This window comes from Bradyrhizobium valentinum, assembly GCF_001440405.1.
Taxonomy (GTDB): Bacteria; Pseudomonadota; Alphaproteobacteria; order Rhizobiales; family Xanthobacteraceae; genus Bradyrhizobium; species Bradyrhizobium valentinum.
This window is the reverse complement of sequence record NZ_LLXX01000119.1, coordinates 233916-252454: the sequence shown is the minus strand read 5'-3', so window position 1 is coordinate 252454 and position 18539 is coordinate 233916. Positions and strand designations below refer to the sequence as shown.

The 18539-nt window shown below is 61.8% G+C and carries 14 protein-coding genes; 9 read left to right on the top strand and 5 right to left on the bottom strand.

Annotation, left to right across the window (positions count from 1 at the left end):
• The first annotated feature begins 235 nt into the window (after positions 1-235).
• The gene (locus tag CP49_RS19215; RefSeq protein WP_082646093.1) at positions 236-1138 is read left to right on the top strand and encodes an RNA polymerase factor sigma-32; all 903 of its coding nucleotides are present in this window, start codon (positions 236-238) and stop codon (positions 1136-1138) included.
• Positions 1139-1392: 254 nt separating this feature from the next.
• Here CP49_RS19215 and CP49_RS49300 read toward each other — a convergent pair whose 3' ends face one another.
• Complete coding sequence (locus CP49_RS49300) at positions 1393-1578, bottom strand: helix-turn-helix domain-containing protein (protein ID WP_082646092.1); 186 nt, start codon at positions 1576-1578, stop codon at positions 1393-1395.
• Positions 1579-1786: 208 nt separating this feature from the next.
• Between CP49_RS49300 and CP49_RS19205 the strand changes: the two genes are divergently transcribed.
• Genes CP49_RS19205 through CP49_RS19195 form a run of 3 tightly spaced genes read left to right on the top strand, consistent with a single transcriptional unit; the run spans position 1787 to position 4578 of the window.
• The gene (locus tag CP49_RS19205; RefSeq protein ID WP_057851757.1) at positions 1787-2776 is read left to right on the top strand and encodes a C4-dicarboxylate TRAP transporter substrate-binding protein; all 990 of its coding nucleotides are present in this window, start codon (positions 1787-1789) and stop codon (positions 2774-2776) included.
• 10 nt (positions 2777-2786) lie between these two features.
• Positions 2787-3281: a TRAP transporter small permease gene (locus CP49_RS19200; protein ID WP_057851756.1), complete on the top strand. Its 495-nt coding sequence runs from the start codon at positions 2787-2789 to the stop codon at positions 3279-3281.
• A gap of 16 nt (positions 3282-3297) precedes the next feature.
• Positions 3298-4578, top strand: a complete 1281-nt coding sequence (locus CP49_RS19195; RefSeq protein WP_057851755.1) for a TRAP transporter large permease — start codon at positions 3298-3300, stop codon at positions 4576-4578.
• Between the two features lie 227 nt (positions 4579-4805).
• Here CP49_RS19195 and CP49_RS19190 read toward each other — a convergent pair whose 3' ends face one another.
• Positions 4806-5672 carry an aldo/keto reductase gene (locus CP49_RS19190; RefSeq protein ID WP_057851754.1) on the bottom strand — a complete coding sequence of 289 codons (867 nt, stop codon included), beginning with the start codon at positions 5670-5672 and terminating at the stop codon, positions 4806-4808.
• A gap of 638 nt (positions 5673-6310) precedes the next feature.
• On the opposite strand from CP49_RS19190, the gene CP49_RS19185 reads away from it, so the two are divergent.
• Together CP49_RS19185 and CP49_RS19180 are read left to right on the top strand one after the other, a co-directional pair.
• The gene (locus tag CP49_RS19185) at positions 6311-8107 is read left to right on the top strand and encodes a vanadium-dependent haloperoxidase (RefSeq protein ID WP_057851753.1); all 1797 of its coding nucleotides are present in this window, start codon (positions 6311-6313) and stop codon (positions 8105-8107) included.
• Between the two features lie 767 nt (positions 8108-8874).
• The gene (locus CP49_RS19180; protein ID WP_245310753.1) at positions 8875-11190 is read left to right on the top strand and encodes an MHYT domain-containing protein; all 2316 of its coding nucleotides are present in this window, start codon (positions 8875-8877) and stop codon (positions 11188-11190) included.
• 237 nt (positions 11191-11427) lie between these two features.
• Here CP49_RS19180 and CP49_RS19175 read toward each other — a convergent pair whose 3' ends face one another.
• A complete protein-coding gene (locus tag CP49_RS19175; RefSeq protein ID WP_057851752.1) occupies positions 11428-12594 on the bottom strand; it encodes an acetyl-CoA C-acyltransferase in 1167 nt (388 codons plus the stop codon).
• 230 nt (positions 12595-12824) lie between these two features.
• Here CP49_RS19175 and CP49_RS19170 point away from each other — a divergent pair, with 230 nt between their 5' ends.
• Together CP49_RS19170 and CP49_RS19165 are read left to right on the top strand one after the other, a co-directional pair.
• Positions 12825-14990 (top strand): VTT domain-containing protein, encoded by a 2166-nt coding sequence (locus CP49_RS19170; RefSeq protein ID WP_245310752.1) that lies wholly within the window; start codon positions 12825-12827, stop codon positions 14988-14990.
• Positions 14987-15670, top strand: coding sequence for an endonuclease/exonuclease/phosphatase family protein (locus tag CP49_RS19165; RefSeq protein ID WP_245310751.1), 684 nt, complete (start codon positions 14987-14989; stop codon positions 15668-15670). The genes CP49_RS19170 and CP49_RS19165 overlap by 4 nt, the downstream gene beginning before the upstream one ends.
• 13 nt (positions 15671-15683) lie before the next feature.
• Here CP49_RS19165 and CP49_RS19160 read toward each other — a convergent pair whose 3' ends face one another.
• Both CP49_RS19160 and CP49_RS19155 read right to left on the bottom strand, forming a co-directional pair.
• A complete protein-coding gene (locus CP49_RS19160; RefSeq protein ID WP_057851751.1) occupies positions 15684-15875 on the bottom strand; it encodes a hypothetical protein in 192 nt (63 codons plus the stop codon).
• Between the two features lie 179 nt (positions 15876-16054).
• A complete protein-coding gene (locus CP49_RS19155) occupies positions 16055-16987 on the bottom strand; it encodes a dihydrodipicolinate synthase family protein (RefSeq protein ID WP_057851750.1) in 933 nt (310 codons plus the stop codon).
• A gap of 110 nt (positions 16988-17097) precedes the next feature.
• Here CP49_RS19155 and CP49_RS19150 point away from each other — a divergent pair, with 110 nt between their 5' ends.
• Positions 17098-18282, top strand: a complete 1185-nt coding sequence (locus tag CP49_RS19150) for a CaiB/BaiF CoA transferase family protein (RefSeq protein ID WP_057851749.1) — start codon at positions 17098-17100, stop codon at positions 18280-18282.
• Positions 18283-18539 lie beyond the last annotated feature (257 nt).

Below are 18539 nucleotides of genomic sequence, written 5' to 3'. Positions count from 1 at the left end.
GGATGCGTGATGGAGATGTAGGGCGGCAGCAGTTTCGCCCCATTAAATTGCCCTTCACAAAGCTCAACTAATCTTGAGCCTCTCGTTCAGAACAAGATCGGGCTATTTTGAAATCGAGATGCAAAGCGCACGGACGCTAACAGCGAATTTATAATCCTCAATTCCAATTTAATGGCTGCGTCGCGGCGTCTTCTCCTAGGGTCCATCTGCCGGACCCGACGGATTGGAGCCACCCATGAACGCCCATAGCACAACATTGATGTCAGACAGCCGGGAGGCGCAGACCAACGGCAGATCGCAGGATTTCGTCGATGAATACGCCTCTCTCATCAAGCGATACGTTCTGCTCGAGCAGCCGCGGGAGCAGCAGCTTGCACGGCGCTGGCAGGAGCATCGAGACCGCCGGGCGACCGATGCGCTCGTCACCAGCCATCTCCGGCTGGCGGCAAAGGTCGCGCGGCGCTACCAGAGATACGACCTTCCGCTTGCCGATCTGATCGGCGAGGCCAATCTTGGCCTCGTCATCGCGGCCTCGCATTTTGAGCCCGGCCGCGGCGCCCGGTTCTCCACCTATGCGCTGTGGTGGATCAAGGCCGCTATCCACGATTACATTCTGCGGTCGCGGTCGCTGGTCAAGATCGGGACGACGGCCGCGCAGCGGAAGCTGTTCTTTGGCTTCCGGCGCGCCATGATCAAGTTCGGAGGCGACAGGGTAGGGCTCACGCAGGAGGTCGCCGAGGCCGTCGCGCGGGAGCTCGTGGTCCCCGTTCGCGAAGTGATCGAGATGAGCAGCCGTCTGACGGGGGACGTTTCGCTGAATGCGCCCGTCAGCGATGACGGGCCGACCGAATGGGAGGCGATGCTGGTCGACCATTCGCCGAACGCCGAGACGATCGTCGTCGAGCAGGATGAGAGCGCGCAAAAGGCGAAAGCGCTCCATTCAGCCCTTGATGTGCTGACGGCGCGGGAGCGACGTGTGTTCGAGGCGCGGCGGTTCAGCGAGGATCCGCCGAGCCTGGAGGAACTCGGGCGTGAGCTGTCCATTTCCGGTGAGCGCGTGCGGCAGATCGAAACCCTGGCCTTCGAAAAGGTCAAGCGTGCAGCACGGCGTTTGAGACCAGCCGTCCTCTCGGCTTGAGAGGCGTCCGGTTGGCCGGTCCTGGCGCAAAGCGGACTTTCGTCCCTACTACTGAATGCAACTATCGTTGGAACGCCGGATGGCTCAGCGTCTCGATGAAGCGCCTCGCCAGCCGAGTTTCTTCGACAGCGCCCCGCAGAGCGTCAGGACTTCAGGACGAAGTTCCCTATGCTTCTGACGTGTCATTCGACTCCGCGGCCCGACAACGCGTAGTGAGCCGACGGCGCGTCCCGAATAGGCGAGCGCCGGTGCTGCTATGCATTTGTGCTGCGATGCAAACCAGTGCGGCGTGCAGCTTCCCCGAGGCTGACGAGCGAACCGGTCGCCGCGATCGTCTCGAGCACCTGCGATCCACGCTCGAGTGATTGGTGAGTACCCCTTCCCCGGCGGCGGTTCTTCAGCCGCGGACGACACTCTGGTCCGTATCTTTCTCGCAGCATCGACGGGCCGTGGAACGGACTTTGCCTTGGCGGAATTTACCCTCGCGGCGGCCGGCGCTCTGTTTCACTGTATGAGAAAGCAAGGTCTACCTGGTTTCATTTGGTATAGCATCGGCCTCGGCGCCAAACCATCGTCAGAATGGCCGCCGCAGGAAAAAGACGGCAGGCACGGGGCGGCACGCCGGCACGAAGCCGCAGGGAGGATGTGATGAAAAATTTGGCTGTGATCACGTGTGCTGCGCTCGGCCTGTGGGCGCTCGACTGTTCGAATGTTTGGGCTCAGACACCGAAAACATTCACGCTGAAATTCAATCACGTGCTTGGCCCGAAGGAGCCATACCACGACGGCTTCCTGAAGTGGGCCAAAGCCGTCGAGCAGCGCACCAATGGCGGTCTCAAGATCGATGTCTTCCATTCCGCGCAACTGGGTCTCGAGGAAGACATCATCGAGCAGATCAGGCAGGGAGCCAATATCGGCCAGAACACCGACGCGGCGCGTATGGGAAACTACGTTCCCGGCATCGCCGTGATGAACGGACCTTATTTCGTCGAGACGCTGGAAGAGGTTGCCAAGCTGCGCAAAGCGCCGACCGTCGCAAAATGGCAGGAAGAACTCGCGGCCAAGTTCGGGCTCAAGGTGGTGTCTTTCAACTGGGTGCAAGGCTATCGACATTTCTTTACGAACAAGCCGATAAAGACGCCGGACGATCTGAAGGGCCTGCGCATCCGCACGCCGCCGGCCCCAATTTGGCAAGAGTCGATACGCGCGCTTGGCGCCGTGCCGGTAGCGATGGCATTCGGCGAGATGTACCCGGGACTGCAGCAGCGGGCGATCGATGGTGTCGAGCTGGTTTACAACAACATTCCGGGCGGCCGCTTCTACGAGGTGCTTAAAGTCGCGAATGAGACAAGGCACATCATGCTGATCAACTTCGAAGTCGTCAGCGCCAAATGGTTCGACAGCCTGCCGAAGGAGTATCAGGACGCGCTGGTGGAAGAGGCCGATCGAGCCGGAGAGGAGACATCGCGTCAGATCTTGAGGCTGGAGGCCGAAGTCGAGCAGCAATTGAAGTCTCGCGGCATGACGATCAACAAGGATGTCGATCTCGCCGCTTTCCGGAAGGCCGGCGACAAAGCGTTCGAGGTCATGAAGATAACCGATGCCAAGAGCGCGGTGCATAAGGAAATCGGCAAGTAGGTTCCGCTGAATGCAGAAAGTCTACCAGCGTGTATGCGCCGCCGAGGCATGGATCGCCTCCGTGTTTCTCATCGTGATGGTAATCCTGATCTTTCTTGGCGGCGTCATGCGGATGCTGGGCCATCCGATCAACTGGTCGACGGATGTTTCGACCGCCCTGTTCGCCTGGGCCTGCTTTCTGTGCGCCGACATTGCCTGGCGGAAGAATAGCATGATGGCCATCGAAGTTTTCGCCAATCGCCTGCCGGACAAGCTCCAGACGGCCCTCCGTATGGTGAACTACGCATTGATCACCGCGTTCCTGTTTTACCTCCTCGTGATGGGTGCCTATTTATCGTGGATCAGTCGGGTACGCAGCTTCCAGGGCATTCCGGAAGTCAGCTACTCTTGGGTCACAATGAGCTTGCCGGTCGGCGCGGCGCTGCTGATCGTGACAACCGCGCTCAAGGTCCGCGGAGAACTCCGGGGCGAGCGCGCCGAATATCGCGCCGTCGACGTCATATGATCCGACGCGCACGGCCATGTTGATCGTAATCATTGCGTTCACAGTACTGATGCTGATCGGAATGCCAGTTGCCTTCGCGATTGGAATCGCCGGCGCGCTGTTCTTCATCCAGCATCCGGAACTGCCGGCAACAATCCCGATACAGGTAACGGTAACCGAGACGCAGAATTTCGCGCTGCTTGCGGTTCCGCTGTTTATCCTCGCCGGCAATTTTCTCAACAACTCCGGCATCACGACCAACCTGCTCAAGCTCGCCACGGTACTGACAGGAAGAATGCACGGCAGTCTGGCGCAGACCTCTATTGCACTCTCGACGCTGATGAGCGGGGTGACGGGGTCCTCGATTGCCGACGCGGCAATGAATGCCCGCATCATCGGATTGCAGATGCTCAAGCGCGGCTATGCGGCCGGCGTGATTTCGTACGGTTCTCTGCTGGCGCCAATCATTCCCCCCGGGATTGGATTCATACTGTATGGCACGGTCGGCCAGGTCTCGATCGGACGGCTATTTGCTGCCGGCATTATTCCGGGTCTCATGCTGTGGGCAGCTCTCGCCGTTGCGATAGCCATCACCGCCCGCCGCCGCGGCTACGGGCCGGAACGCGAGACGCGGGCGACTGCGCGTGAAATCCTGCTGGCGTCGTGGGGTGGCATCTGGGCCATCCTGTTTCCCATCTTCCTGTTGGCGGGATTGCGTTACGGCATCTTCACGCCATCGGAGATTGGAGCCTTCGCGGTCATCTATTCGGTGGCGGTGGGGTTCTTCGCCTACCGGATGCTGACGTTCGCGAGTTTCCGTGAAGCCATCGAAGGCAGCCTGGTCGATGTCGGGGCCGTGATGTTCCTGCTCGCGCTCTCCGCGATCTTTGGTTACGGCATCGTGTTCGAGCGAATACCCGAGGTGATTTCGGATTGGATGTTGGGCATGACGGAAAACGCGCACGTTGTAATGGTGCTCATCGTGCTCTTCATCCTGATCGCCGGCACCTTCATGGAAGGCTCGGTGCTCATCATCATGCTGACGCCTATCTTCCTTCCGTTGGTGACGAAGTACGGGATTGATCCGGTCCATTTCGGGCTCGTGTTCATTATTGCTGCCACGATCGGAAACTACACGCCGCCCGTCGGCGCCGCCATGTTCGTCGCCTGCCAGGTGCTGCGTTGTCCGATCAGCGAGTACACCCGAGACTCGACGCCGTTTTTGATCGCCGTCACCGCGGTGACCCTGATACTGATCTTCGTCCCCTCGGTGGTCTTGCTTGTCCCTGATATGATCTTCGGTTCCGATTTGCGATGAGATCGAAAGGACGACCGCCTTTGGCACCTTTCGGAAGCGGTGGTGCCGGTGCGTGATGTCCGCAGTTGGGGCAAGACCGGAAGTGGTTAGCGGTGGGGCGAACCGACGCGATTGACCAAAGCGCTCATCAATCGTGCTTAGTTCAAAATGGAGCATCTTTCACTGTGACAGGTTGCGTAGCAAGTTCTCGTAACCTAAAGATCGATGTCGTTTCATGAAACGCACCTTCATCCCAAATCGTCGAAGTCTTCCGGCGCAAGCTTGAGGGCGGCCGCAAGCACATTATCCTCTAGGTGATCAATGGATCGAGTGCCGGGGATTGGCAGCATAACAGGTGATTTAGCGAGCAGCCACGCAAGAGATAAGGCTGCGTGCGTGAGACCGCGACGCGAGGCGACTTGCTTTATCTTGAGTGCCCTTAGGCCGCGTTTGCCGCCCAGGGGATACCACGGCAGAAAAGCAATTCTAAGACGCTCGCACGCGGCGAGTACGTCTTCGCTGGTTCGGTTTCGCAGATTGTACATGTTCTGAACCGACACGATTGGCGTGATGGAGCGCGCCACTTCGAGCTGCGCAACCGTGACGTTCGAAATGCCAATATGGCGAATTTGGCCTAAGCGCTGTAAATCAGCCAATGCTCCAACCGACTCTATGAATGGCACATTGGGATCAGGCGCATGAAATTGATACAAATCGATGCGCTCTAGCCGCAAGCACTGTAAGCTACCTTCAACCGCGCGTCGCAAATGGTCGGGGCGACCGTCTGGGATCCAAGATCGTCGATTTGGTCGCACCAAGCCACCTTTCGTGGCAATGACCAAACCCCGAGGGTAAGGACACAGCGCCTCCGAGATTAATAACTCGTTCGTCTCGGGGCCGTAACTATCCGCCGTGTCGATAAAATTCACGCCAAGCTCGACCGCGCGATGCAGAACCCGATTGACATGCCCTCGATCCCTTGGTCTTCCCCAAGCTGAATCTCCGCATAGACGCATTGCGCCGAAGCCCAATCGGTTAACTGTTAAGTCCCCAAGGCCAATTGTTCCAGCAACAGCTGCGCCTTTGTTAGGAGACTGTTCCACCCGCAACTCCATCTCATCGAAACCGCAACGTACATGCTCTGCATTCTCGGAAACGGTCTACCTTTGGCACTTTTCGGAAGTGTCAGTCTCGGTGCGTAAACTCTTGCGAGCGACGTTGATCGTCAAGCGAGCGACAAGAATAACCGGTGGGCTTTGGGCGGTCTTTACGGCCGCAGGGGCTGGATCTACACTGGCTGAAATTGCAATTTCTCGCGTGCGCAACCAAGCAACTTCGAGGAGCAGAGTGCGGACTTGCGGAAGCGGATGTCTCTTCCTGGCAACCTATGAGACATGCTTGCCTATCCTGAAAATGTCCGTTCACCTGGTAGACCGGAAGTCGCCGTGGCCCGGTCAAATAGACGCAATTGACCCTAAGCGGAAGTCGTCCAAAGATTCAGGCGTCTTTTCAGGACGCACGAGATCGTGTACTCTTTCAATAGCTGTCGTCGCAGGCGGGAAATGCCGAATTCCTCGCGGGACTGAACGGACAGCGGTCGTGCCATCGGCAAGCATTGCACTCAAATCACCGACTTCTTTTTCGCCGGTCCTTCAGCATTCGCATTCCAACGCGGGTGCGCGCAAGGCGCGCCCGGATGCTTTGAATCCTGAAACGCGGGCCCCAGAGCGTGCCTGCGAGGGAGGAGATCTCCATGGCTGACCACCCCACCATTTCGACTGAATCTGACCTGACATCGCCGACCCTGCCGACCACGGCGGTCACTCGCCGCTCGCTCCTCGGCGGGGCCGGCATCGCAGTTGGCGCCGCCGTGCTTGCGTCTCCGCCGGGCATGCCCGGAGTAGCCCCGGCCGCGGCGCAGACTGTGGGCGTGAGCGTGGACGTGCGCCCGCTCGACGCGGCGTTCAAGCGCCGCGCCTTCGAAGTCCGACAGGCCTGCGCGAGCAACAACGAGAAAATTCCGATCCCGCCTCATCCGGCGAATGGCGATGAGGCGCGCTACACCAACAAGATCGGTTCCGACACACGGGGCCTGCCGCACGACAAACGCGGCGAAGTGGAGCAGGCGGCGTGGCAGGCGCTCTATGCCGCTTGCCAGTCGGGCGAAGCAGCTGATTTCGAGAAAATCCCGCTCGGCGGCACCCGCAAACTGGTCAACCCCCTGGGCACGCAGGCCGTCAGCCTGAGCGGCATCAACCCTACCCAAATTGCGATACCGCCGGCGCCGGCCCTTGCAAGTGCGGAGCGCGGCGGCGAGGCGGTCGAGGTATATTGGCAATCCCTGCTTCGTGACGTTCCGCTTACCGAGTTGCGCGACGACACCTCCCATCGCGACGTGCTTGCAGCCACCGAGGAACTGAACAAGCTTGCCGATTTCCGGGGACCGAAGTCCGGTGGGCGGGTCACACCCGGTACGTTGTTCCGTGCCAATGTGCTTTATTTCGACCCGACCGACCCGAAGGGCCGCTCCGTCACGCCTCCAGGCGTTCTGGATGGCCCGCTGATCTCGCAATTCCTGCTCCGGGACGTGCCCTATTCCGCACAGTGGATCAGTGCTCAAATTCGCACCGCGTTGCCCGCCAGCGAATTCCTGACCGAATACGACGAGTGGCTGGCGATCCAGAACGGCGCTGCATCGAAACGCCGGTTGCAGTTCGACACGACACCGCGATACATCACGACAGGAAGAGATCTCGCGGAGTATGTCCGCACGCTTCCTGCACTTGGGTGGGCGGCAGCACTGATGCTTGCCACCCCCGGCGGTGGAGCGGACCCACGCTACACCGGCATGTTTCCCCCGGCGGACCCCGTGTCCTATCCGTCGAATCCATATCGGAAATCGAAGACACAGGGACCTGGAGGGGGCACCTTCGGGTTGCCCTATGTGCAGGCCCTGCTCACCACGGGGATCAGTAACTCCGTCCGTGCGTCCTACTGGCAGAAGTATTTTGTGCACCGGGCCGCGCGACCGGAAGCCTATGGCGGCCTGGCGCACCATCGCCTCGCCAATGGCGTGAGCGATTACCCGTTGCATGAGAGTTTCCTGAAATCGGAAGCCCTCGATCGCAGCAAAGCCAAATACGGCAGCTATCTTCTGTCACAAACCTATCCGGAGGGAGCGCCGCTTCACTCCACCTATCCCGGCGGCGCCACGGGCGTTGGTGCTGTCACAGCTACCATATTGAAGGCGTTCTTCGACGAGAGCCGCGTCATCGCCAACCCGGTTCAGCCCGATCCGGCTGACCCGACGAAGCTCGTGCCCTATAGCGGGCCGCCGCTCACGGTTGGCGGCGAGTTGAACAAGCTCGCGGTGAATTTCGGCTTCGGACGGAACTGGTCGGGCATCCACTGGCGTTCGGATGCTTCCGCCTCGATGGCTATCGGCGAGGAAGTGGCGATCGGAATGCTGCGGGACGAGCGCACGACGCTGCGCGAGCCCTTCGACGGCTTCTCCTTCACGCGCTTCGACGGCAGCCGCGTGACGATCTGACAGCAGTCGGGCGACGCCCCCTGCCGTGGGGCGCCGCCCGGTCCTGTGCAGAGTAGTGGAAGCGTTTATGCCCGACAGCCTATTGGTGGAAGCTGAGCGCGGCGCCTGCTCAATCAACGAGGACCCAAGCCGGGGGCAACTCTCGTTCTGATCATCTTATGATGCGTGGTTGACCTGACCCGTGAACCGCAAACTTTCAATGACCGGAGCAGCCCACCAAATGCTTGCTTACCAACAATCCCAAAGACAGCGAAATTGCTCGGCATCGAGATTCCGGCATCCTTTCTCGACTGTGCCGACGAGGTGATCGAGTAGGCACAGTCCACTTCCGGAATTGGCACTTTTCGGACCTGAGAGTTCAGGCTCACGAAGTCCGTTTAAGAGGGCACAGCAGGCCTCGTTTTCGGGCGCGTCTAGGTCCGCTGCTGGCACAAGCGGCCGTTCGTTGCTTACGACCGATAAGAACTCGCTTATCGATTCGCAGTAAAAGCGGGCATCGGCTCGAAGCGGCCGACTGCCGGCGTTGTTGACCGGCCTCCGCAAGGGTCGCTTCTTTATTTGGAAACAACTGCCGGGCCATTGAAAATGCCAGGGGCATTTTCGTCATTTTTCCAAATGCCCCTTGAAATCGTTGAATAATGCAGCGGATCTTGATTCTGCCATTGGAGGTTCGATTCCTCCCGGCCCGGCCGGCTTTTCGCCGAACTTGGCATCTTCAACTATTCGGCACCGGAACAATGCACCGTTGGAAAAACGGTGCTATTCAGATGTTTTCAACGCGCGTCGACGGAATGCATCACCATCCAGGCTCCCATGACCCCGTTCTCGTCGCGCTGTCGATCCTGATCGCCGCGCTTTCCTCCTACACGGCACTGGATCTTGCGACTCGCATGCGGGCCGCTTCAGGTTCCGCCAGCCTGGGCTGGCTCGGGGCTGCGGCAGTCGCCATGGGCGGCGGCATCTGGTCGATGCATTTCGTGGCCATGCTGGCCTTTAGCCTGCCCGGCGTGGATATTTCCTACGATCCGCTCCTCACGCTTCTCTCGCTTGCCATTCCCATCCTGGTGGCGGCAGCCGCGTTCGTCGTCGTAAGTCGGCGGCCGAACGCGCTCGTCGTTTCCGGCATTGCAATGGGGCTCGCGATTTCCGGCATGCACTACACCGGCATGAGCGCCATGCGGATGGCGGCTTCCATCCACTATGACCCCGTCTGGGTCGTGCTTTCCATCGCCATTGCGATCGGAGCGTCCATCATAGCGCTGCGCCTCGCTTTTCACATGACGAGCGTGCTCGAGCGCATAGCGGCGGGAGCCGTCATGGGCGTGGCGATTTCCGGGATGCACTACGCAGCCATGCGGGGCTCCTCCTTCGTTCCCGCGGATGTCGTCCTTGGCCGCGCAGCACCCGGCTCGGTGGGACAAGCGCCCCTCGCGTTCCTGATCGCTGGCACCACGATTGTCGTCCTTATGATGGGACTTGCTGCGGCCGTGTACGACCGATTCTCGGCCGAACGAGCTGGTCGCGAAGCCGAGGCGCTCAGGCGAAGCGAGGAGAAATTCCGGCTGCTGGTGGAGGGGGTGGCCGATCACGCCATCTTCACGCTAGACCCCGAGGGACGGGTGGCGAACTGGAATCTCGGCGCGCGCCGGCTGATCGGCTACGGCGACGAGATCGTCGGGACGCACTACGCTATCCTTCACACCGACGAGGAGCGCGATTCCGGAATTCCTGATGCCATGCTTCTGGAGGCCAAGCGGGAAGGCAAGTCGACAGGCGAAGGCTGGCGCATTCGCAAGGACGGCAGCCGCTTCTGGGCCGAGACGACTATACGTGTGGTGCAAAACGAGCGGGGCGAGACCATAGGCTTCGCCAAGATCGTTCGGGACGTGACGGAACGCCGCCGAGCCCAGGAAGCGCTGGAGCGCACGCGCGACGCGCTCGCGATGTCGCAGAAGATGGAGACTATCGGACAGCTTACCGGCGGCGTGGCCCACGACTTCAACAACATACTCGCCGTGATCCTGGGCAGCCTCGAACTCGCGAAGAAGCGCCTCCAGCCGGAAGATCCCAGGATCCACCGGCTCCTCGACAACGCGATCCAGGGTGCTCTCCGGGGCGCCTCGCTGACCCAGCGCATGCTTGCATTCGCGCGCAAGCAGGACCTCAGGCCCGTCGTCGTGAATGTCCCGGAACTGGTGCGCGGAATGGCAGCGCTCTTGAAGTTTGATCCGGGCATCCGGGTCGAGACCCGTTTTCCGATCGAACTCGCAAATGTGAAGGTCGATGCCAACCAGCTTGAGCTCGCGATCCTCAACCTCGCTGTCAATGCGCGCGATGCGATAACGGCGGGCGGTGGGGTGATCAGCATCGCCGCGCGCGAAGAGCATGCCATCGACGGCCTTGCGGAGGGACGATACGTCGCGCTTTCGGTGAGCGACACCGGATGCGGCATGGACGAGGCGACGCTGAAACATGCGCAGGAGCCGTTCTTTACGACCAAGGGTGTTGGCAAGGGAACCGGCCTCGGCCTCTCGATGGTGAAAGGGTTAGCCGAACAGTCCGGAGGCGTGCTGCTGCTGAAGAGCCACATCGGCGAAGGGACCACGGCCGAGATCTGGCTGCCCGCCTGTCAGGACGAAAAGGTGGCGGTGCCCCATGCGGCCGAGCCGTCGCGCCCCGCATCCCGCAGTCGACCCATCTCCGTGCTGGTCGTCGATGATGATCTTCTTGTTCTCGACAGCATCGCTGCGATGCTCGATGATCTCGGCCACGCCGTGATCGAGGCGCGCTCTGGCGAGGAGGCAGTCCGGCTGCTGCCCCGAATGCCGAAGATCGACATCGTGGTGACCGATTATGCCATGCCGGGAATGAACGGGCTTCAGCTTGCCGAGGTAGTGGCCGCCGAGCGTCCCGGCACGCCCGTAGTGCTCTGCACGGGATATGCCGAGCTTCCAGGCTTCACGCACCTGCCGCGCATTTCCAAGCCGTTCGACCAGACGGCGCTGGTGGCCGCTATCGAGGAGGCCATGCGCGTACAGGCCGATATGCGCTCGGTTGTGACCTTGCACCCGAAGAGAGCCTAGAGCCTGTTCTGTTCCGATGGAATCGGAACGGGCTCTAGATTTTTGATATGACGCGTTTTCTTGACGCGAACCGGTTTCCACTTCGCTGGAAAACGCTCTAGCACGCGAGGCCGCGGCCATTTTTTCTCTGGCCCTTCCGAGCGCACGCGCCAGGCGGTTGAGCGGGCCTGCGAGATGATCGATTGAGAAAAGGCGGCGGGCGACACCGTTGGCGCCGCCCGCATGTCGTTCCAACCGTCAGCGAGTGACGCGCTCGACCGCGATGGCGGTTGCTTCACCGCCGCCGATGCAGAGCGCGGCGACGCCGCGTTTCAGGTTCCGCGCCTCCAGCGCATGCAACAGCGTCACGATCAACCGCGCGCCGGTGGCGCCGATCGGGTGGCCGAGCGCGCAGGCGCCGCCATTGACATTGAGTTTTTCTCTGGCGATGCCGAGGTCCTTCTGCGCCGCCATCGCCACCACCGCGAACGCTTCGTTGATCTCGAACAGATCGACGTCGGCTGTGCTCCAGCCGACCTTGTCGAGCAGCTTGCGGATCGCGGGGATCGGCGCGGTGGTGAACCATTGCGGCTCCTGGCTGTGGGTGGCGTGTCCCTTGATCTCGGCGAGCACCGGCAGGCTGTCGCGATCGGCGAGCGAGTCCGCATTCGCGGAGGAGGCGGCCGGCGTGATGGTGCCGTTGGCGCGGAACGCGGGCTTCAGTCCGGGAATCTTGGCAGGGTCTACCTTGAGCGGATGCTCGTCATTGGCGATGATCCGCGGCCCCGCTTTTTCAGGTACCGTGACCGGCGCAATTTCAGCCTTGAACGCGCCACCTTCCACCGCCTTGCGGGCGCGGGTCAGCGTCTCCATCGCGTAAGTGTCCTGATCCTTGCGGGTGAACTGATAGGCTTCCGCGGTGGCTTCGCCAAAGTCGCCCATCGATCGCCCGGTCTCATAGGCATCTTCCAGCCCGTCCATCATCATGTGATCGATGATCCGGTCGTGGCCGGCGCGATAGCCGCCGCGCGCTTTCGCCAGCAAATAGGGTGCATTCGACATGCTCTCCATGCCGCCGGACAGCGCGATCGCGGCCGAGCCGGCACTGATGATGTCGTGGGCCAGCATGGTTGCCTTCATGCCGGAGCCGCAGACCTTGTTGACGGTGGTGGCGCCGGTGGCATCTGGCAGTCCGGCGCCGCGCGCGGCCTGTCGGGCCGGCGCCTGACCCTGTCCGGCCGGCAGCACATTGCCCATGAAGACCTCGTCAATACGCTCCGGCGCAAGTTTTGCCCGCTGCAGCGCCGCGCCGATCACGTGGGCGCCGAGCTTGTGCGCGCTGAACGGGGACAATTCGCCCATGAACCGGCCAAGCGGCGTGCGGGCGGCGGAAAGAATGACGACGGGATCGGGGCTTGCGGACATCACGGGTTCTCCTGTTCGGTCGCGGATTGTTATATGACGATAATCATATATCGCGACATTGCAATGAGGTACGGCTGCTTCCTCGCGCCCAAAGGGTCCAAACTGCCGACGTTCCCGGCCGCGGTGAGAATGGCCGCGCCGCCGTTCCGGACGCTACGGCGTCGGCGGCCGGAGGATCGCCGTCGGCGCGTGCGGCGCTGGAACCGTCTTCCCCGCCAAACGTTGGCTAGTTGGCGGCCGGGCCCGACGGCTCGCGATCCGTCCCCCATTGTCACGTATCGCCGAGGTGCCGTCTGCTGCGAAGCTCATCCATCCTCATTCCTGGCGAAACCGTCTGGAGAAGATGCAAGGCAGGGCGGCTGGCAATTCTTAACGACGCGGCCGCGTATTTCGCCGCTCTGCGGGAAGCGCTGCTTCTGGCGACGCGGCAGGTCTACATCATCGGCTGGGACATCCACAGCCAGACCCGGTTTGTCGGGCCTTCCGGGCATGCCGACGATGGTTATCCGCAAGAGCTCGGTGCGTTTCTCAAAGCGCTCCTGAAGGCGAAGCCCGAGTTGCGGGTCAACATCCTGAGCTGGAATTTCCCGGCGCTGTACGCCGCGGAGCGGGAGTGGAATTCAGCCGCCAAATTTACCTCGGAAGCGCCGGACCGGCTCCGTTTCTGTTTCGACTCCAGCCTTCCCTTGGGCTCCGCGCAGCATCAGAAGATCGTCGTCATTGACGGCGCGCTCGCCTTTGTCGGCGGTCTCGACCTCACGATCCGGCGCTGGGATACCAGCGAGCACCAAGCCCATCATCCGCTGCGGACCGATCCCGACGGCAAGCCCTATCTGCCGTTTCACGACGTGCAGTGCATGGTGGATGGCGAAGCTGCGGCCAGCCTGACGGAAATGGCCGAGGGCAGGTGGCGAGCCGCCGGCTGCACGGTCGCAACGTCAGCTGCCGTCACCTGCGAGCGCTGGCCGGCCTCGGTGCCGGTGCAGTCCCGCGGAATGACGGTGGGCATCGCCCGGACCGAGATAGCGACCGCAAGCCACGCCGGCGTGAACGAGGTCGCGCGGCTGTTCAAGGCCTCCATCAATGCGGCCGACCGCTTCATCTACATCGAGAATCAGTTCACCAGCGCCACCGACATCGCGCGCCTGCTGGCGCAGCGGATGCTGGACGTGCCGCAGCTTCGTGTTCTGATCGTCATGCCGAAGATGCACTCGTCCTGGTTCGAATCGCAGGCGATGCAGAGCGGCCGCGGCGGCTTCATTGCCCGGTTCGTGGCGGCAGGCGTCATGGACCGGATTCGTTTTCTTTATCCATCGACGCGGGATGCGCACGGGGCCGCCGTCGTCATGGTGCACAGCAAGGTGATGATCGTCGACGACCGTATTCTGCGCGTGGGTTCGGCCAACCTCAACAATCGCTCGATGGGCGCCGACACCGAATGCGATCTCGCCTTCGAGGCGACGTCTGAGGCGCACCGGGAAGATATCGCCCGGCTTCGCCGCCAACTGATCGGGCATTTCTGCGGCGTCGATGAACAGGAAATCGAAAGCAACGAAGCCGATTTGCTTGGATTTCTCGACCGCCTGGCGGAGGGCGGCGGCGCGAAATCACTGCAGCCGATCGACCCGGCCGCGTCAGCCAGCAGCATGGCAACGATGGTGCAGCCGGTCGCCGATCCCAGAGAACCGCTTCATCTCGACCGCGCCGCCAATCGCATGTGGACGCCAAGAACCATCTTCGCCGTATCCGGTTTGGCCGCGGCGCTCGCCGGCCTTGCGCTAGCCTGGCAGTACACATCGCTGCGCGATTTCACCGATGTCGGCTTCGTCTCCTCGGTCATTTCGCAGCCCGCGCGATCGCAATTCGCGCCGCTGTTTGCGATTGCCGCCTTCGTCGTCGGCGGGCTGGTGGTGTTTCCGGTTCTGGTCCTGATCGCCGCCACGGCGGCGGCACTGGGGCCGTGGATGGGGTTCGTCAGCGCCGGGGCCGGCGTACTGCTCAGCGCGCTCACGCTGTTTTCGATCGGCCGCGTGCTGGGTCAGGCCCGGTTGCAGCGCCTGCTCGGGCGCCGGGCGGCCCGGGTCCAGAGCCGCATCATTAATAGGGGCGTCGTTGCGGTCGCCATGATCCGGATGGTGCCGATTGCCCCGTTCTCGATCGTGAACGTGGTGGCGGGCGCCAGCAAATTGAGCCTGCGCGATTTTCTGCTCGGCACCGTGCTGGGCATGGCGCCAGGGATCGCGGTGATGGCTGCGCTCGGCGCGCAGATCGCGGATCTGGCCAGGAATGCCTCGTGGACGAATGCGGTGCTACTTGCGCTGGCGATCATAGCCTGGATCGCGCTGTGCCTCGGCGTGCAGTTCCTGGTGACATGGATGGCAGGACGAAGAACGTGACGCCCACCATGCGCTTCATGACGTGGAACGTGCACGGCATCTTCCACCTCAATCGGACATTCGATCTGGATGGCGTTTGTTCGATCATCCGGCACTGGTCGCCTGACGTGGTCGCGCTGCAGGAGGTCGATTCGCGCGGACGAACCGATGATCCCTTTGCCCAATTGGCGAAAGCGGTCGGAGACCACAGCATTGATGCCCGTTCGATCATCACACAGGACGGCGATTACGGACAGGTGTTGCTAAGCAAGTGGCCCTTCCTCGAGGCTCCGAAAATCGTCGACGTCTCATATCAGGAACGCGAGCCGCGCCGGGCTATTTCGGCGCGCATACAATCGAGTGCGGGCGAGATGACGGTCGTTGCCACTCATCTCGGTTTGAGCATCCATGAGAGGCACGCTCAGGCCCATGCCTTGGTTGATCTGGTGCAGCCGAAGCGAACGCTCGTGCTCGGCGACTTCAATGACTGGCTCTGGGTGAGGTCGGTGCGCGGGGTACTGGCCCAAACCTGCCCGGTTCGGACACGGTTGCGGACATTCCCCTCGCGTTTTCCGCTGCTGCGGCTGGATCGGATCTATGTCACGCGCGACGGGCTGATCCGCTCCGCCTGGACCGACCGCAAGGCCCGGACATGCTCGGACCATCTGCCCGTCATCGCCGATGTCGCTTTCTCGGATTAGGGATTGCTCGCCGTCAGGCCGGCTTTGCCGGGTGTTGTGTCCTGGGATGGCGATCATGCAACAGGCAGGCGAGGTCGTGGCGCAAATCCTCCCGCTCGCGCATCGCGGTCTCGAACAGCGCTTCCTGAATGTCGCGCGGCATATCGCCCCAAACGGCCATGGCCGCCTCGCCAAGCAGCAATGCAAAGGTCTGTTGTTCGGTCATGTCGATCCTCCGCAATTTTTACGTTTGACCGAAGCGAAGGTTCCGTTTCCGTGAGCTTTTGCGTCTAGAGCCGTTTCCGTTCCGATGGAATCGGAACGGGGCTCTAGATTTTTGTTTTGACGCGTTTTCTTGACGCGAACCGGACTTCGCCGGAAAACGCTCTAGCCGTCATGAAGACGCTATTGCCGTCCCCAACGCAACACCACGGGATCGAGCTGGCGGGCGATTTCGATGAGACCCGCGCGAGCCGCCGGGTGGACCTTTTGCAGGGGGTGACGAACCGCTTCCGAACCGATCACGCCGCCTTCCTTCATCAGGATCTTGGCGGCCTGCAATCCGCACTGGCGGTTCTCGTAATTGATCAGCGGCAGCCAGCGCGCATAGGCCGCCATCGCTTCCTCCCGGCGTCCCGCCAGATAGGGATCGATGATTTGCCTGATGCCATCAGGATAGCCGCCACCCGTCATGGCGCCAGTCGCGCCGGCATCGAGGTCGGCCATCAGCGTGATGGCTTCCTCGCCGTCCCAGGGCCCTTCGATGTTGTCGCCGCCGGCGGCAATGAGATCGCGAAGCTTTGCCGCCGCCATCGGCACCTCGATCTTGAAATAGCTGATGTTCGGGATTTCCCGCGCCATCCGCGCCAGCAGGTCGACCGAAAGCGGCGTCCCAGCAACCGGCGCATCCTGGATCATGATGGGGATATCGATGGCGTCAGACACGGTGCGGTAGAAGTCGAAAATGCCCTTTTCCGGCACGCGGAAAGTGGCGCCGTGATAGGGCGGCATGATCATCACCATCGCGGCGCCCGCGTCCTGGGCCTGGCGGCTACGTTCGGCGCAGATGCGCGAACCGAAATGGGTGGTCGTCACGATCACCGGCACGCGGCCGGCGACGTGTTCCAGCACCGCGACCATCACCTGTTCGCGCTCGGCATCGGTCAGGACGAACTGCTCGGAGAAATTGGCCAGAATGCAGAGGCCGTTTGAGCCGGCGTCGATCATGAAATCGATACAGCGGCGTTGCCCTGCAAGATCGAGCTCCCCACGATCGTCAAAGATGGTCGGAGCGACGGGGAAGACACCGCGATAGGGACGTTTTGCAGTCGTGGTCATCTGGGGATGTTCCGTTCAAAGAGGATCAGTGATTGTATGGTTGTCCAATTCATTCATCAACATGATAGAAGGCTCGGCACAATCGAGCAGAAAGAACAAGGGAAAGACCGATGGCGGGAGTTCTGGAGGGCGTTCGCGTTCTCGATTTCGGGCGCTATATCGCGGGGCCATATTGCGCGACCTTGCTGGCGGAATTCGGTGCGGAAGTCATTCGCGTGGAGAAGCGCGACGGCAGCGAGGATCGATTTGTCGCACCGGTCGGCGAAGGCGGCGAGGGCGCGCTGTTCCTGCAGGTCAACCGCAACAAGAAGTGCATCACGCTCGATCCGATGAAGCCGGAAGGGCAGGAGGTGATGCGCCGGCTGGTCGCGACATCAGACGTCGTCGTCGCCAATCTGCCGCCGCAGACGCTGCGGGCGATGAAGCTCGATTATGAATCGTTGAAGGCGATCAAGCCGGACATCATCCTGACCACGGCGACCGCCTTCGGCGGCCCCGGGCCGTGGTCCGATCGCGTCGGCTTCGACGGCGTCGGGCAGGTGATGTCGGGCGCGGTCTACATGACGGGCAAGGGCGATCCGCCATACCGCGCCGCGGTGAACTGGGTCGATTTCGGCACCGCGCTGCATTGCGCGTTCGGCACGCTCGCCGCCCTGATCGAGCGGGCTAAATCCGGCCGCGGGCAGATCGTCGAGGGAGCGCTGCTGGCGACCGCGCTCTCCTTCACCAACGCGACGCTGATCGAGCAGGCGGTGATATCAGCCAATCGTGTTCCCACAGGCAATCTCGGCCAGACCGCGGCGCCCGCCGACATCTACCGCACCAAAGACGGCTGGGTGTTGTGTCAGGTCACCGGGCACCCGCTGTTCATCCGCTGGGCGAAATTGATGGAAGAGGATCACTGGCTGCAGGACCCGCGTTTCGCCGACGACATCAAGCGCGGCGACAATGGACCCATCATCAGCGAAAGAATGGCGCGCTGGTGCGCCGAGCGCACCACGCAGGAAGCCGTCGACACCCTCGGAAGAGCGATGATTCCGGCAGGTCCCGTGCTGAGCCCGCAGCAGGCGCTGGAGCATCCGCACATCCGCGCCGCCGGCTTCATGCAGGACGTCGACTATCCCGGCTTGCCGAACCCTGCGCCGACAGCGCGCGCAGCAGTGCGGCTGTCGGAGACCCCAGGCGAAATCGTGTCGCGCCCGCCGACGCTCGGCGAGCACACCGATCGCGTGCTCGCCGATATCGGCTACGATGCGGAGGCGATCGCGGCGTTGCGCAGAGACGGGATTATTTAACGCGTAGCTGCCGTAGCAAGCATTAAACCCTCATGGTGAGGAGGCGCCAACGGGTCCGCGCGTAGCGCGGCCCGATGACAGGCTCCGCACCGTCTCGAACCATGTGGCCCCGCTGGTGCCATTCATCCTTCGCGACGGTGCTTTCGCGCCTCTTCAGGATGAGGTCTGCCATCTGTGATGTCCTATGTGACTGCCCGACGGGCAAATCAGTCAAAACCTGTCCAGCCCTTTCAGCAAAAATATTCCGCTTAACTTGG

Bases quoted from the DNA above. Each gene is read 5' to 3' on its own strand.
- CP49_RS19200 (WP_057851756.1), top strand. From the start codon at position 2,787: ATGCAGAAAGTCTACCAGCGTGTATGCGCCGCCGAGGCATGGATCGCC.
- CP49_RS19190 (WP_057851754.1), bottom strand. From the start codon at position 5,672: ATGGAGTTGCGGGTGGAACAGTCTCCTAACAAAGGCGCAGCTGTTGCT.
- CP49_RS49300 (WP_082646092.1), bottom strand. From the start codon at position 1,578: ATGCTGCGAGAAAGATACGGACCAGAGTGTCGTCCGCGGCTGAAGAAC.
- CP49_RS19175 (WP_057851752.1), bottom strand. From the start codon at position 12,594: ATGTCCGCAAGCCCCGATCCCGTCGTCATTCTTTCCGCCGCCCGCACG.
- CP49_RS19155 (WP_057851750.1), bottom strand. From the start codon at position 16,987: ATGACCACGACTGCAAAACGTCCCTATCGCGGTGTCTTCCCCGTCGCT.
- CP49_RS19180 (WP_245310753.1), top strand. From the start codon at position 8,875: ATGTTTTCAACGCGCGTCGACGGAATGCATCACCATCCAGGCTCCCAT.
- CP49_RS19185 (WP_057851753.1), top strand. From the start codon at position 6,311: ATGGCTGACCACCCCACCATTTCGACTGAATCTGACCTGACATCGCCG.
- CP49_RS19195 (WP_057851755.1), top strand. From the start codon at position 3,298: ATGTTGATCGTAATCATTGCGTTCACAGTACTGATGCTGATCGGAATG.
- CP49_RS19150 (WP_057851749.1), top strand. From the start codon at position 17,098: ATGGCGGGAGTTCTGGAGGGCGTTCGCGTTCTCGATTTCGGGCGCTAT.
- CP49_RS19215 (WP_082646093.1), top strand. From the start codon at position 236: ATGAACGCCCATAGCACAACATTGATGTCAGACAGCCGGGAGGCGCAG.
- CP49_RS19160 (WP_057851751.1), bottom strand. From the start codon at position 15,875: ATGACCGAACAACAGACCTTTGCATTGCTGCTTGGCGAGGCGGCCATG.
- CP49_RS19205 (WP_057851757.1), top strand. From the start codon at position 1,787: ATGAAAAATTTGGCTGTGATCACGTGTGCTGCGCTCGGCCTGTGGGCG.